Origin of the sequence: Pseudoalteromonas sp. XI10, from assembly GCF_001469895.1 — a bacterium.
GTDB lineage: Bacteria > Pseudomonadota > Gammaproteobacteria > Enterobacterales > Alteromonadaceae > Pseudoalteromonas.
This window is the reverse complement of the sequence record NZ_LOPY01000019.1, coordinates 46492-62396: the sequence shown is the minus strand read 5'-3', so window position 1 is coordinate 62396 and position 15905 is coordinate 46492. Positions and strand designations below refer to the sequence as shown.

At 39.7% G+C, this 15905-nt stretch carries 14 protein-coding genes; 10 read left to right on the top strand and 4 right to left on the bottom strand.

Annotated features, from left to right (window positions below; all coding sequences use genetic code 11):
• Positions 1-1031 precede the first annotated feature (1031 nt).
• Together AUR67_RS03360 and AUR67_RS03355 are read left to right on the top strand one after the other, a co-directional pair.
• On the top strand, positions 1032-2954 hold the full coding sequence (locus AUR67_RS03360; RefSeq protein ID WP_058584125.1) for a putative bifunctional diguanylate cyclase/phosphodiesterase: 1923 nt from the start codon (positions 1032-1034) through the stop codon (positions 2952-2954).
• Positions 2955-2996: 42 nt separating this feature from the next.
• Positions 2997-3920, top strand: a complete 924-nt coding sequence (locus AUR67_RS03355) for a hypothetical protein (protein ID WP_058584124.1) — start codon at positions 2997-2999, stop codon at positions 3918-3920.
• Positions 3921-3929: 9 nt separating this feature from the next.
• On the opposite strand, the gene AUR67_RS03350 is transcribed toward AUR67_RS03355, so the two are convergent.
• Together AUR67_RS03350 and AUR67_RS03345 are read right to left on the bottom strand one after the other, a co-directional pair.
• The gene (locus AUR67_RS03350) at positions 3930-5078 is read right to left on the bottom strand and encodes a hypothetical protein (RefSeq protein WP_058584123.1); all 1149 of its coding nucleotides are present in this window, start codon (positions 5076-5078) and stop codon (positions 3930-3932) included.
• 71 nt (positions 5079-5149) lie between these two features.
• A complete protein-coding gene (locus AUR67_RS03345) occupies positions 5150-5578 on the bottom strand; it encodes an Lrp/AsnC family transcriptional regulator (RefSeq protein ID WP_054554593.1) in 429 nt (142 codons plus the stop codon).
• A gap of 204 nt (positions 5579-5782) precedes the next feature.
• On the opposite strand from AUR67_RS03345, the gene AUR67_RS03340 reads away from it, so the two are divergent.
• The 6 genes from AUR67_RS03340 to AUR67_RS03315 all read left to right on the top strand — a co-directional run bounded on the left by AUR67_RS03340 (position 5783) and on the right by AUR67_RS03315 (position 12769).
• On the top strand, positions 5783-6988 hold the full coding sequence (locus tag AUR67_RS03340) for an aspartate aminotransferase family protein (protein WP_054562390.1): 1206 nt from the start codon (positions 5783-5785) through the stop codon (positions 6986-6988).
• 46 nt (positions 6989-7034) lie between these two features.
• On the top strand, positions 7035-8069 hold the full coding sequence (astA, locus tag AUR67_RS03335; protein ID WP_054562391.1) for an arginine N-succinyltransferase: 1035 nt from the start codon (positions 7035-7037) through the stop codon (positions 8067-8069).
• Positions 8070-8087: 18 nt separating this feature from the next.
• A complete protein-coding gene (gene astD / locus AUR67_RS03330; protein WP_058584122.1) occupies positions 8088-9560 on the top strand; it encodes a succinylglutamate-semialdehyde dehydrogenase in 1473 nt (490 codons plus the stop codon).
• A gap of 40 nt (positions 9561-9600) precedes the next feature.
• Entirely contained in the window at positions 9601-10404 is an 804-nt protein-coding gene (locus AUR67_RS03325) for a DUF1338 domain-containing protein (protein ID WP_058584121.1), read from the top strand.
• Positions 10405-10460: 56 nt separating this feature from the next.
• On the top strand, positions 10461-11291 hold the full coding sequence (locus AUR67_RS03320; protein ID WP_058584120.1) for a hypothetical protein: 831 nt from the start codon (positions 10461-10463) through the stop codon (positions 11289-11291).
• Positions 11292-11551: 260 nt separating this feature from the next.
• Positions 11552-12769 carry a type III PLP-dependent enzyme gene (locus tag AUR67_RS03315; RefSeq protein ID WP_058584119.1) on the top strand — a complete coding sequence of 406 codons (1218 nt, stop codon included), beginning with the start codon at positions 11552-11554 and terminating at the stop codon, positions 12767-12769.
• Positions 12770-12859: 90 nt separating this feature from the next.
• Here AUR67_RS03315 and AUR67_RS03310 read toward each other — a convergent pair whose 3' ends face one another.
• Positions 12860-14140 (bottom strand): flavohemoglobin expression-modulating QEGLA motif protein, encoded by a 1281-nt coding sequence (locus tag AUR67_RS03310; RefSeq protein ID WP_058584118.1) that lies wholly within the window; start codon positions 14138-14140, stop codon positions 12860-12862.
• A 79-nt stretch (positions 14141-14219) separates the two neighbouring features.
• On the bottom strand, positions 14220-15086 hold the full coding sequence (locus AUR67_RS03305; RefSeq protein ID WP_058584117.1) for a TlpA family protein disulfide reductase: 867 nt from the start codon (positions 15084-15086) through the stop codon (positions 14220-14222).
• A gap of 201 nt (positions 15087-15287) precedes the next feature.
• Between AUR67_RS03305 and AUR67_RS03300 the strand changes: the two genes are divergently transcribed.
• Both AUR67_RS03300 and AUR67_RS03295 read left to right on the top strand, forming a co-directional pair.
• Positions 15288-15548, top strand: coding sequence for a DUF3081 domain-containing protein (locus AUR67_RS03300; RefSeq protein WP_054554528.1), 261 nt, complete (start codon positions 15288-15290; stop codon positions 15546-15548).
• Between the two features lie 7 nt (positions 15549-15555).
• Entirely contained in the window at positions 15556-15855 is a 300-nt protein-coding gene (locus tag AUR67_RS03295; RefSeq protein ID WP_058584116.1) for a hypothetical protein, read from the top strand.
• The last annotated feature ends 50 nt before the right edge of the window (positions 15856-15905 follow it).

Genomic DNA, 15905 nt, shown 5'->3' with positions numbered 1-15905 from the left:
CGCACCACCATAGTGCATAAAACACACAAAAACTACAACAATCATATTGCTGTATTATTACGAGCAATAACTGAACCAAGTTGATAATAAAATATACTTTATTTTCAGTACCTTTTTTATCAACCTCATTCGCAACTTATAAAAAAGTAGATAACAATTTAGATTGGGTAAAGTGAATAAAATTGAAGTGGAAAGTTAGAGCAATCATACTAAAATAAACACTACTTCTTTCGTCAAAAATACACTACCAACAATTTATAAAAAAAGACAAAACAGATTTACATCGTACAGCCTCGTTAAATAAATTAACAAACAAGATGGTAATAAAACCTTTATTTTTTGACTGATTATTAATTTTTTATCACAGGAAAACTTATAAAACGCAACGCAAATTTAATTTTATAAACCAGACGCTAATCCCGCACTACCCAATTAACGTTTTTAAAAATTATCTCAGTGCATATGCAAACACAATAAGTAGAAAAGCGTAAATTCGAACGAACTACCAATCCCTGAAAGCATTAACAGTGCTGCTTTTCAGTAATGTTATAACCACTTTTTCTGACCACAAGAATAGCTAGCTTAAAACCTGTTTCGGATAAAATTAGCAGGCCACAGCTAAAGTTGCTATATAACATTTAAAAATTAGCAATTAGCCAAAAAAATAATAAATTCCACACATAGCCATCAGAGATAATAAAATAAATACAAAGTAGTGACTTATTGTTTAGCTAAACAATAACCATAAACACTATTAGTATGAAAGTATCTAAGCATTTTTGTCGGAAACAGTGCTAAAGTTTTCTCGATGAATAGCAACAATGCAGTATAAAAGTAAGGCTTCAATTAATTAGCATAAGAAAAACATTTTAGAGCATTAACACTAATAACTATGAATTTTCACATTCTATACTCATCCATGCCCCAAAGTATGAGAAAGGTTTTGTCTAATCTAGATACAAACAATATACTCGATGTATTAACTGGTGAGGTTTTATTGTAAAACAAAGACACCACAATGGTAGTAATGTATGGCCAATGCTCTTCGAACTTTATCAATAAGTATTATAACTTTAATAGCTTTTATATATGGCTTAAATATCTTCTTGACTAAACAGGTCAATGATTTGATGTACGCGCCAAAAGGCTTAGAACTACATACCTTCCAAGGTACAGATGTTACAGTGGTAACAGCTCCTTGGTATAACCTCGTGTTAAGTGGCCAGCATTTAGTTTACGATAATAATATTTCTTATATTGTTATTAATACAACAAATGAGTCAGTCGTAACCGCTACGACTTCGGATCTTATACTCACTACATTATTCTCACCGGTAAACATTATCATTTTAATCTTGTTAGCATTAGCCATCAGTTGGTTAGTTAACTTAAGATTTCAAAATAATCATGAGAAATACGCTCTCAAGATGCTCAATACTAAAGCAATTGAATTACTCAATAGTCTAAACTTAGCCAGTGAATCAGGTCTAAACAAGCATAAACAACTTGAACAGTTACAAGTAAATTTTCAAACGCTTACAACCCATATAACTAATTACACACGTGAATCTGAAGTTAGTATTTATCAAGATAAGTTAACCCACCTTATTGACCGACATGCCTATATAGAACACCTTGCCAAACAATTGAGACTTGCTGAGATGGATAAATTCAGCTGTGCTTTACTATTTATAGATTTAGATGGGTTCAAACAGGTAAATGACTCTTTTGGTCACAGTTTTGGTGACGATGTGTTAATTCAAGTAGCAACACGCTTGAGCAGTGTTTTACGCCACCATAAAATAAGTAATATTTCCCCAATTAGTCAATTAGAACAAAACTTAGCACGCCTTGGTGGTGATGAGTTCTCTATTTTCATTAACTTAAAAGATGATAAAGACAAAGCATTAGAGGTTGCACAAAATGTACTGCACGAAATCGAACGTGATTTTGTCTTAGGTAACAAGCTAATCAAAATTAGCGCTAGTATAGGTATAGCGGTTTACCCAGATAGTGCATCCACCCCACAAGCATTACTGCAAATGGCTGATGTTGCCATGTATCGAGCCAAAACAGATGGTCGTGGAATTTTTAAAGTCTATTCTCCTGAAATGGGTAAAAAGATTAGGCGCTATCATTACTTGCTAGAAGAAATGCGTCTTGCTATTGCTAGCAGCAGTTTTCATTTGTCTTTTCAACCTATTGTACATGTAGATGATTGTGCCATTGACTACTTTGAAGCATTAGTTCGCTGGGATCACCCTGTTGAAGGCTCAATCACGCCTGACGAGTTTATCCCCATTGCTGAAGAGTCTAATCTGATACTAGAACTTGGTGATTGGATCATGCTGGAATCATGTAGGCAAATGTCTGCTTGGTATAATGCGGGGATGAAGAAAGTGTCTATTTCTGTGAATATATCCGGCGTGCAATTAAAACATTACGATATTTATGAGTGGGTCATGGAGAAGCTTGCCAAAACAGGGCTGCCTGCAAAAGCGCTGATGCTAGAAATAACCGAATCAACCTTAATCAAAGCAAGCAACAAGATTATTCAATCATTAGAAAAACTCAGAAGCGAAGGGATCACCATTGCGATTGATGATTTTGGTACCGGTTTTAGCTCGTTAAGTACTCTTGCAGATTTACCTGTAGATGTGATCAAACTTGATAAACTGTTTGTTGCACAAGCTAACGATAACCTTAAATATAATGAAATCATGCACTCTGTCAGCGAGCTTGGCCGAAAACTCGGCCTTAAAGTTGTCGCCGAAGGAGTTGAAGAACTCGCTCAATTTGAATTAGTTAAATCGATGGGCATAAACAGTGTTCAAGGCTACCTAGTGAGCCACCCTGAGTCGTCTGTTAATGTTGGCCATAAAGTATTGCAAGATAACATTAACTTTATGTCTGTTACTGGAACAGGGGTTTGGAATATACAGCAACCACTTTAGTAAGTTATACTAAACACATTATTCAAAGCCACTCCCTTGTTAATGTTAAAAAAAAGCTTACTTACAGTTTTTATCTTGTCAGTCACCATCATTGGAATACTGGTTGGCTCTTCTATTTATACCCTTTACAGCAAAAAACGTTTAACTGTGGACCCAAAACTGAGAGAAATCTCTGGTATTGAATTTGATAAGTTCAATCGACTTTGGGCTATTAATGACAGCGGTGACCAGCCAAAACTATACCGTCTTAATGAAGATGGCTCTATAGCAAAAGAAATTTTGGTAACCAATGCTAAAAACATTGACTGGGAAGATATGACACAAAACAAATTTGGTCACTTCTTTTTAGGGGACTTTGGCAATAACAAAAACGACAGAAAATGGTTAACCATTTATAAAATAGAAAACCCAATCGATATTAAAAGTAACACTACAGAAGCAGAGATAATCAAGTTCACTTACCCTGAAATGGATGGCAGCCCTATTCAACCAGAACAACGTAATTTTGATTTAGAAGCCTTTGTAGCACTTGGCCGACACCTCTACTTATTTACTAAGAATCGCACTGAGCCATTTGATGGTATTACAAAAGTGTATAAAGTTGGCGATCATGCGGCTAACTTTGATGCACAATTAATAGATTCGTTTCAAACTTGCACCACAATGGAAAAACTTTGTTGGATCACTTCTGCGGCCCTTAGTCCTGATAGAACCAAGTTAGTTTTACTAGATTCAACCAGCATTTGGCTTTTTGAAAACTACCAAGGCGATAAGTTTTTTTCAGGGGATGTATCACGTATTGACTTAGGTATTGTTACACAAAAAGAAGCAATCACTTTTTACGATGACAACACAATTGTTTTTACAGACGAAGAGTTTAAAGGCATTGGCGGTAATGCCTATGTGATTAAGCTCGATGAAGCCGAAAAGAAGGTCATTCGCAAAGCGCCCAAAAACAATCAATAACCAAGCGCATTATTTAGAGAGCGCTTTTTCGATATCTACACCTAAAATCAGCACTCCCATGTGCTGATTTTGCTTATCAAATATGGGCACGCTAAACTGCACCTGAAAGTGTTTAGTCGACTCATCGAATTCCACTGTATCAATGTGATAGTCATCATCTTGCTGGTACATATTTAAAAATTTGGCTTCATCACCCTGCCAATAGTCAGTTGTGACTTCACTAATATAGACATTTTTACCTTGTTTATCGGTGACAATTATTTCTGTAATGACGCCTTGCATTTGCTTTTGCCATACTTGTAAGAATTGTGAACCTTCAAGTTTTAAGAAGCGCTCTGCCAGTATAGGTGTATTGTCACGGACTTGTTGCGCCCACTGATGATCAAGCTGTTCGAGATCTTGCTGCGCGAGTGGTTGCTGATTATTTTTAATTACTGCTTGCTGCACCTGTTCTGAATTCGCTAATTGCTGTATTTTTTCTAAAAGCCCTTGCACTAAAGTAAGTTTTTCAATTTTTGACAATACAAAGGGACTTTGTGAGCAACTACTTATGTGACTGTTGAAGGCATTTAAAAAGTCAGGAAACTCCTCGAGTGTTTTATTTGCTGCAAATAAACCCAAAGGCACATAACGATAGAATGTTTGCGTGTATTCATCTGGCTTTATCTGTAACTGCACAGCATTGAACTCAAACTCTTCTAAATCAAGCAAGATTCTATCTACCCGCTGTTTTTTGAACACTTTGATAAGCTCTTGGGTGGTGTTAACTTCGACTTCAATTTTCCGATTGGTTAATTGATACCAATCAGCCTGATGACTCCCTCTTACGACGCCATAACGAAGATCGTGTTCAGCTATTGAAGCTGAATCTGCATGGGTAAACCAGTACCAGTTTTCTAAAAACATCGGGGCAGAAAGCTCACCATACTCTTGCATTTGCGATAACAGGTTAGCGGTAAAGTAACCATCGAGACGATTTAGCTGCACTTCCCTTTTGGCCCTTAACCAAGGTAACTTCTGCAAGTGAAATGGCACATTGATTTGCTTGAAAATACATTCAACATGCGTAATTGCGTTGTGTGGTGCGTTAATTGGCAGATTAGTACCTAACTGAAAAGGCTGAGCCACAGTGAGTGAAAGCAATAATGAAGCAAGCATCTACATAAGCCTAAATAACTAACAAACTAAAGTCATTATAGACAATAGAGCCAGTTTTACCCGATAAAGGGTTAACGCTTAAACTTCGTCTCTAAAATCACTGACGACGTTGTTCGCTCAACACCATCTAAGTTACCAATGTCATCTAATAGGTGGCTTAACTTTTCAAGGTTTTGCGCTTGCACAACGGCAATCAAATCAAATTCACCGCTAATTGCGTAGAGCTGTGAAATAGCATCAATCTGCTTTAGTTCAAGATTCGTTTTGGTAGTCAGTTTTTGTTTCACTTTAATCGAAACGTGGGCCGATACCATTTGGCTCAAATAGGCATCACCATAGTCTACGCTATAGCCTTTGATCACCCCTGTTTCTTCTAATTTTAACATTCTGCTTTGAACTGTTGAGCGCGATAAATTAAGCGCTCTCGCTAGGTCAGAAATACTCGCACGCGCGTTGGTTCTTAAGATAGCTAATAGTTTTTCATCTTGTGAAGTTATCACTTTGACTACTCTTTTCGTTAATTTGCTTTTTATTTTAGTCATTTTTCACAAAATAGCACTGCAAATTTAAGTCCCTAACCCAGATAATAAGAAAAATAGATAAGAAAAATAATCTCATCGTGCTTAATTAGGCAGGAACGGCTTAACTGACCTACTTTTTGCAATTTAACTTTTTTCATACTAAGCCAGATTTAGGTGCAACAAATGCAAGTAACAAGAGAACTTTTTAACGACGTAATGGTACCAAACTACAACCCATCAGAGGTGATTCCTGTTCGCGGTGAAGGCTCACGTGTTTGGGATCAAAACGGTAAAGAATTTATCGATTTTGCAGGTGGTATTGCCGTTAATTGTTTAGGCCATTGTCACCCAGCTCTTGTCAATGCCCTAAAAGAGCAAGGCGAAAAAATTTGGCACTTATCAAACGTAATGACAAACGAGCCTGCACTTCGCTTAGCTAAAAAGTTAACTGACGCTACATTTGCAGATAAAGTGTATTTTGCAAACTCAGGTGCAGAAGCTAACGAAGCGGCATTAAAATTAGCGCGTCGTTGGGCATTAGATGTACACGGCGAGCAAAAGAACCAAATCATCGCGTTTAACAAAGGTTTCCACGGTCGTACATTCTTCACTGTTACCGTAGGTGGTCAAGCTGCTTACTCAGATGGCTTCGGCCCTAAGCCTGCTGCTGTTGATCACTGTGATTATAACGATTTAGCTGCTTTTGAAGCGCTTATCAGTGACAACACATGTGCCGTAATGATGGAACCACTACAAGGTGAAGGCGGTATCATTTCGCCAACGAGCGATTTTATCAAAGGTGTTCGCGCATTATGTGATAAACACAATGCTTTACTTATTTTTGATGAAGTACAAACAGGTGTTGGCCGTACAGGTGATTTATACGCATACCAAGGCTTAGATGTAACACCAGATATTCTAACAACAGCAAAAGCGTTAGGCGGTGGTTTCCCAATTGGCGCGATGATCACAACAGCTAGCATTGCAGAGCATTTAAAAGTAGGCACACATGGTTCTACTTACGGCGGTAACCCACTTGCATGTGCTGTAGCAGAAGCGGCTTTTGATACTGTTAATAGTGAAGAAGTACTTGCAGGTGTTAAAGAGCGTGAACAGCTTTTACGCGATGGCTTTGCAGCAATCAACGAAAAATACGACGTATTTAGTGAAGTACGTGGTAAAGGTCTATTATTAGGTGCAGTTCTTAACAGCAAATTTGAAGGCCGTGCACGGGATTTCCTAGTAGCAAGCACTAAACACGGTTTAATGAGCCTTGTTGCTGGTACAAACGTTGTGCGCTTTACGCCATCTTTAGTGATTCCATTAGAGGATATCAAAGAAGGTTTAGCTCGCTTTGAAAAAGCGGTTGCAGACGTTGTAAACGGTTAATCCTAGTTGGCGCATGCTTTAAACATGCGCCATTGGAGTGCACTTAATGCAAGTATTACGTCCTATAACAGCAAATGATTTTGCTGCGTTAAAACAAATTGCTGTTGAATCTGGTCATGGTTTTACCTCTTTACCGGTTGACGACAATTTACTACAAGAAAAAATTGAACGCGCTGAACGCAGTTTTGCAAAAGATATTAATAAACCACAAGACGAAACCTATTTATTTGTATTAGAAGACAGTGAAACGGGTGACGTTATCGGCACAACGGCTATCGAAGCTGCTGTAGGAATGTCGGTTCCTTTGTATCATTACCACCAAGGTAAAACTGTTCACCATTCACCTACTCTCAACGTATATAACACTGTTGATATTCTGAGTATGTGCAATGACTACACGGGTTGTTCTGAAATTTGTACCTTGTTCTTACGTGAGCAAAACCGCAAAGGCTTAACAGGTCGCTTTTTATCACGTTCTCGCTTTTTATTTATGGCCCAGCACAGCGAACGTTTTGCTGACACCATTATTGCAGAAATGCGCGGTGTAAGTGATGAAGACGGTCATTCACCTTTTTGGCAGTGGTTACAAGAACACTTTTTTAGCATTGAGTTCCCGCAAGCTGATCACTTAGTAGGTTTAGGCGATAAAGTCTTTATTAGCGAGTTAATGCCTAAGTACCCTATCTATGCCAACTTACTGAGCAAAAAAGCACAAGCTGTGATTGGTAAGGTTCATGAAAAAACCAAGCCTGCACTTAAACTTCTAGAAAAAGAAGGGTTTGAGCACCGTGGTTATGTTGACCTATTCGATGCAGGGCCAACTGTTGAAGCAAAACTTGGCAACATTCGTAGTGTTCGTGAGTCACAAGTGTGCCCTATCACTATTGGTGAGCTTGCGCATATCAATGAGCAAAGCTCAGATACATTAGCTATCTGCAACCATGGTGTGAATGACTTTAGAGCCACATTTACCAAACATGCTCATTATAACCACGCCAAGCACACCTTAATCATCAGCCAAGAAGTGGCAGATGCACTTAAATTAAAACAAGGGGATGCAGCACGGTTCTTCCGTTTGTAACCACTTAAGGAGTTTAAAATGAGTGTCACAACTCAACTTATCGATAACCAATGGCAAGCAGGCCTTGGTCATGATTTTAGTTCAATCAATCCAAGTAATGGCGAGGTTGTTTGGCAAGGTAAAACAGCCACGGCTGAACAAGTCGCTGATGCCATAAAAGCAGCTCGTAGTGCGCAGCTAGGCTGGGCTGATATGACCCTTGAAGAACGTATCGTTATTCTTGAAAACTTTGCAGCAGAGCTTAAAGAGCACAGCGAAGAGTTTGCAACGATCATCGCCCGTGAAACAGGTAAACCGCTTTGGGAAACACGTACTGAAGTAGGTGCAATGACGGGTAAAATCGCCATTTCAATCAGAGCCTATAACGAACGTACTGGGACCACAGAAAACCCAATGCCTGGCGCCAAAGCGTTTATTCGTCATAAGCCACATGGTGTTGTTGCGGTGTTTGGTCCTTATAACTTCCCTGGTCACTTACCAAATGGCCATATTGTGCCAGCTATTTTAGCGGGTAATACAGTTGTATTTAAGCCATCAGAACTAACGCCTCAGGTTGCTGAGTTCACCTTAAAGCTTTGGCTAAAAGCAGGCTTACCAGCCGGTGTCATCAACCTTGTTCAAGGTGAAGTAGACACAGGTATTGCTCTTGCATCTCACCAAGATATCGATGGCTTATTCTTTACGGGTAGCTCAAATACAGGTCACCTATTGCATAAGCAATTTGCAGGTCACCCAGGTAAGATTTTAGCGCTGGAAATGGGTGGTAATAACCCACTGATCGTAAAAGATGTCGCAGATGTAAGTGCGGCTGTTCACGATATTGTTCAGTCTGGTTTCATTACTTCTGGCCAACGTTGTACCTGTTCTCGTCGTTTATTCATTGAGAACTCGGCAAATGGCGATGCAATTTTAGAAAAATTAATTGCTGCAACAAAAAATATCAAAGTAGCCGACAGCTTCAGCGAAGATCAACCGTTCATGGGTGCAATGATCAGCGAAAAAGCAGCTTTAGGTATGGTTGCAGCTCAGCAGAAGTTACTTGATATGGGAGCAACCTCTCTTGTCGAACTTAAGCATCTTGAACCGGGTACTGGTTTTGTAAGCCCTGGTATTATTGATGTAACGGCTGTTAAAGAGATGCCTGATGAAGAGCACTTTGGTCCTCTTATCAAGGTTTACCGCTACACAGATTTCGATAGCGCGATTAATGAAGCAAATAACACCTCATTTGGTTTATCTGCTGGTTTATTAAGTGATGATAGCGATGACTACCAGCATTTCTTAAAACGTATTCGTGCCGGTATCGTTAACTGGAACCGACCAATTACAGGCGCATCAAGCGCTGCACCATTTGGTGGTATTGGTGCCAGTGGTAACCACAGAGCAAGTGCCTATTACGCTGCTGACTACTGTGCATACCCTGTTGCTTCTGTTGAAGCCGAAAAAGTTAACTTACCACAGACCCTTGCGCCGGGCTTAATTATTGAATAATTGTTTGGCGGCCTCGCCGCCTTAATTGAAGGAATTAAACATGCACACAGATGTAAACGCCCTATTTGAAAACCTATGGGACAACTATTTATCAGTTACGCCATCGGCGGTAAAAGTACATGAGTTACTTGGCTCTACACAAAAAGATGACGTGATTAACGATCACATCGCACTACGTACTTTTAACCATGAAAAAATCGGTTTAGAAAAACTAGCAGCGCACTTTTTAGCTGTTGGCTACAAAGAATGTGGCGAGTACCACTTCGAAGCGAAAAAACTATACGCAAAGCACTTCGAACATTCAGATCCTAAGCAACCTAAAGTTTTCATTTCTGAATTACTTGTTGAGCAATGCTCAGAAGAATTACAAGCTATCGTTAACGACATGGTTGATCAGATTGACGAAAACGCTGTAACAGCGGATAATTTCCTATATTCAGGTACGCACTGGCAAGTAAGCTCAGACACCTACAAAAAGTTGCTAGCAGAAAGCGAATACGCTGCATGGATGTCAGCATGGGGTTACCGTGCTAATCACTTTACCGTGAGCATCAATGAATTAGCTAAATTCGATGATATCGAAAGTGTAAACCAAGCACTTAAAGACGCGGGTTTTGCGCTAAATACATCTGGCGGCGAAATCAAAGGTTCACCAGAAGTACTACTTGAGCAATCTTCAACCCTTGCTGATGACAGCGAAGTTGAATTTAGCGATGGTGTTGTTGCCGTACCGAGTTGTTTTTATGAGTTCGCTCTGCGTTATGCAAAACCAGATGGTGAGCTATACACAGGTTTTGTAGCAGCATCAGCTGACAAAATTTTTGAGAGCACCAATGCTCGATAATTAGCACATACCAATTCGCTAAGTACAAATAAGCGAGTTGGTATACAAGGATATGTATGAGACTAATTGCGTTTATCGTAATACTATTTACTCTAAACACAGCAACGGCAACAGAAAAATCCAAGCTTACAATTTTGTCTCATGCATATTTTGCCAACGAAGCAGATAAACTCAGTATTAACCTCCACCTTGCTGCGGTTATCAATCCAGCCCTTGCTGATGAATTCGATATAGACGTCGACTTTACCAATCATGCGCGCTTAATGAAGCGCTTATCTAGTGATGAGGCCAGTTGCACCTTTAACGCAATCAAAACCCCTGAACGAGCAGAGTCCATGGTATTTTCTAAAATACCCACCTATATGCATATGCAACGTCAAGTCTATGCACTTAAGAGCACCTTAAAGTCAGGTTCTGCGCCTATTTCTGTCACTAAGCTTCTCAAAAACAAAGGTAGTTTTGGCATTATTGGCTCCACCAGCTACCGTGAACTCGATGATGTTTTTGCTAATAGACAATACAACGTCGCGGCTATTTATGGCGAAAATGCATTTTTACAATTAAGTCGACTATTACTCAATAAGCGTATTGATTACATTGTTGCTTACAAACAAGCACTTGAAGCGCACATACCTGCTCATGAACTAAGCCAACTCACGTCAAGGCGTATTGCTGAATACCCTGAATTTATTAATGGCTTTTTTACCTGCAGTAAAACCGCGGCGGGTTATCGTGCCATTGCACTTATCGATGAATATATGAAAAGTGCAGAAATGGCAGCCTATATTCAGCAATTACACAGCCAAAGTAATCACCCCGATGACGCAAAAGCTATGCTTGATATTTATTCAAAAAGCTACGGAATACGCTTTGAAAACAGTAACTAAGTGACTATTAATTACTGTACAAAATTAATTCAAAAAATATTTAAAAAATACTTGCGCAAATAAAAAAGCAGATCTATTATCTCGCCGCTTCTTGATGATAGCCAATCCGAGTACATTACAAACCCTGTTTGTAGCAAGGCGATAGAGCAACTATCCAAGAGTGTATTTGATTGCACAGAACATACTGTGCGCTTAATAACACTCAACTGACTCGGACTTCCATTTTTTTCCGAGCAGTTGCTTAATTGCCGGAGAGTAAAATGGCTATTTCAACACTTACACAAGACTTAACAATCAAATTACCTGCAGCGTCGGTTGCTGCAAACGAACCAGTCGCACAACCTTCAAACCAATTTATTGAGCAACTTGTTGCACAACATGGCGCGCCATTAATGGTGCTAGATTGTGAATCTGTTCGTCACCAATACCGTGCATTAAGCCATGCTTTACCTGGCGTTGTTTTACACTTTGCATTAAAGCCACTTCCTCATCCTGCGGTTGTTCGTACGCTTTTAGAAGAAGGTGCCAGCTTTGATTTAGCAACCAGCGGCGAAGTTGACTTAGTCGCCAGCCAAGGCGTTCCTAGTGATCGTACAATTCACACGCACCCTATCAAACGTGATCGTGATATCCGTGATGCACTTGAATACGGTTGTAATGTGTTTGTGGTTGATAACATCAACGAATTAGAAAAGTTCATTGCATACAAAGACCGGGTTGAGTTACTTGTTCGCTTAAGTTTTCGTAATGCGGAAGCATTCGCAGATTTATCGAAAAAATTTGGTTGCAGCCCAGCAATGGCCATTGAAATCATTAGCTACGCGCAACAATTAGGTATTCGTATCAAAGGGTTGTCGTTCCATGTTGGCTCGCAAACAGCGAGCCCAGCTAAATATGTCACTGCCATTGCTGCATGTAATCAGGTGATTAACGACGTAGCCGCATTAGGATTACCTGCGCTTAGTACGCTTGATATCGGCGGTGGTTTCCCAGTGCCTTACAGCAAAGATGTGCTGCCAATTGAGGAGTTTTGTGCGCCGATCAATGATGCCTTAGCACAGTTACCAGAGACAGTTCGCGTAATTGCTGAACCAGGTCGCTTCATTGTTGCTAGTGCTGTAACCAGTGTTGCATCGGTAATGGGTCAAGCGATACGTGATGGCAAGCCATGGTACTACTTAGATGATGGAATTTACGGCTCATTCAGTGGTTTATTGTTCGATGAAGCCTCGTACCCTATCGACTCGTTAAAGCAATCAAACGAGCGCGTAGAGTCAGTATTAGCAGGCCCAACTTGCGATAGCATCGACGTAGTAAGTGAGTCAATCATGCTACCAAAATTAAACAATGGTGATTTAATCATCAGCCGTATGATGGGCGCTTACACATTAGCAACCGCAACAGATTTTAACTTCTTTAAACGTGCAGAAGTTATAGTACTGAATGATGCAGTGCAGGTTGACGCACTCACCGGTTAATCGATTCCTCGACTAAAAGCATGTAAGGCAACATGCTTTAACTCTTAAAATGCAGCTGCTCATTCCAGCTGCATTTTTTTATTTCTTTGTTTAAAGAAAGAGTGGTTTGTAATCGTTTTCTAATTGTTCAAACGACAAGTTACCAATAAAGCGGCCAAAGCTTAGCCAGGTTGCTAGGCCTCGTAAGTCTTTAAAGTGTGGTGGAATAAATTTAGGGTCTTCAATTACACCTAAATCATGTAATTGCGATATCAGTCTAAAATCATCAATTGAGATTTTACCGACCAATAACAAGTGCAATTGATCAATTCGACCTAACTGAATGGCAACCCGAATAAGGTTATACACCAGCACAAAACCTTTGATGTAGGCGATATCTTTAGTAAATGGTAAGCCTGTTGCTGTGCTGCCTCTAAACACCCGTTGAGTAAGTGTATAACTGTCGTCTTTACTCAAACCTTGCGCTACATAGTCACGATAAATATCAACGAACTCCGCGCCATCAATAACCTTAGTAATACCTTGAATACGGTTCACTAATTTTGCTAAACGTCGTGGCGTCGACTTTAAGGTAATAATTTCGGTCAAGACAGCAAGGCCTTCTTGGGTGACCGTAGAGCTCGGTGTGCCTTTACTTAAACAAGTTAAATATGGCTGAGCAAGACCGTTTTGCGTCGTCCCGACATGGATCCAGCCTTCATGCACCTCAAGAATATCTAGCTCACGCTGAGAAAACTTAACATCTTGATTAAGTTTAATATTATTTGCACCTGCCGCAGCATCACTGACAATACCGTCACTCAGAATAACCTCAACATCGATACCCGGCATCGTTTGAGCCACTTGTGACGCTAGAATTTTCACCGCATCTTGTGCATCTATGTTTTTTGGATCATCCGGTAAAATATCCGCATCAAGCATACTCTTTAGCGGCTGCTCAAGCATGGTTGCAAGCTCAGAAAGTGAAGGCTCTCCTGCATGGAATAAATCCTTGGGATGACCAAACAGCTCAACAGACAGATCATGAAATTCTGGGGTACCACGATACTCAATCATACTGAGTACTGTTTTATATTCAGTGCACATCTTGCTCATGTATTGGGCAATAGGATTTAGCTGGCCTAACTGGCTGATGATATCGCGATTTAAATCAGAAAACGCGCGGCGCAACTCGCTTGGTACAAAACCAAGATCACGCTGTTGGTAATAGGCTTGATCAACCGTTGGGTTTTTCTGGCATTTATGCTTAAAAAACTCTTCTTTGATTTGTTTATCCCAGTTGATCGCATCAAGAATACGAATGGGTGTTTGCAATGCGATTAATCGGTCAGATAACTCGCGTGTTTTTGCTAATAATGCCTTATCTATCATGCTATAGGCTCACTGTAAAATGAGCCTTGAGCATAGGCTAAATTTGCATAATAACAAAGTAAAATTAAGCGGTTTTGAGCTAAAATTTAGCTTGCTTAGAAACTAATTTTCCATCGTTGTAGATTAGTAAACTGGGAACTGAATTAATGCCATTTTCGATAAATAAATCATTACCATAATCGATAGAAACCGGCATGGTTGCAGTGAATTTATCAACATATTCTTGCACTGCACTTTGATCAGTCCATAACTGACTCACTTTAACCTCGACATCAATTCCTTGCTCTGCCAGCGTATTAACGTGTTGTTGCGCTAATACACACTGTTTTGCCATTGCAGGGCGCGTGTCGACTAAGTACCAGTCGCACCACGTTGCAGTGAACAGCACGGCTTTTTTGCCCTGTTTCGGAATAACCAAAGGAGTCGCTTGACCGTGCTTTTCGCCTAGTAAACGCGCTTTATCAACTTTGCCATTGTGTGATAACAAACGTAACGTGTTATCGAGCGGTTTATCAGCTTCGTGGCCTTGAAAAATCACCTTTTCATCGCTATCAATTAACACATGAAACGGGGTGCCCATAAATTCATAATGTTTAGCAACTTGGGCTGTGTGATCAGTAAATAGTGGCATAGTGAGTGAAAAGCGCTCTTTAACCTTAGCAACAGCGTGTGCGTCATCATTTAGGTCAATATTAATAGCCACAAATTGAATTTTATCGCCATATTGCTCATAAGCATGCTGAAAATGCGGCATTTGCTCCATACATGGCTTGCACCAAGTAGCCCAAAATTTTAAGTAAACTGGTTTTTTGCCTAAGTAGCTGCCAAGTTTGACTATTTGTCCTGCTTCATTTTCTAACACCAAAGGGGCTGTATTCGCCGATGTGTTTTGGCTTACAAGCAACAAGCCCGTTAGTAGTATCAGGGGTATAAACTTATATTTCATTGTGTGTCCCTCAAATAAAATCTATCTTAAGTTTAAGGTAAGAGAAAATATTGTAAATTTTCGACATCTGCTATCTAAATGTGATTTTAGTGATTTATCGCAAAGTAAGGTTTTAAAAACACACAGCACGTTTAATACCTGCATAAAATAGCACTAAACTTTTTATAGATCTGAAACGTATTACTTCAAAAAGGAGTCATCATGAAAAATGAGCTAGACGGTAAATTAATTCTATCTGTGTATGAAAAAATCATTCAACACGGTGAAGATCATGAAGATGGAAAGCTTTATGAGGGTATTTGCGCTTTTTCGGATATCGATGGTTATACGGTATATCTAAAAGGCAGTGGTGTGTTACTGCGCTTTGGCTTTCATAATACCTATCACCTTGACTATCAACATGAAAAGAACAAAGAAGACTTTTTAAAGAAAGTGCTTTATATCGCAGAACAGGAACTGTAAAGAAGTAATGAAACGACGGGTAAAAGCTGAGTCAAAGCAACAGCAGGTATTTATCAACCAAGTTATTAATGAGCTAAAATCTAATCCAGATAAGTTAGATATCATTCGCGAAAACCTTAGCTACTATCGCGAACAACAGTTCCTCAAGCGTGGCTTTTTGCTTGCTATTGAGCGCTTTGATTGGGTATTTGAAGCAAGCAACGATGTAGAGCAAATCTGTGCGCAAATTTTAGCCGATGATTACATTGGTAAACGTTTGCGCCGCTACCCCTTGCTATATAAGGGTGTATTGGAACGTACCTATTAGATATCCCACCGCTAAAACATGATCTGTTCGGTAAAAAATGCTAGGTTAGC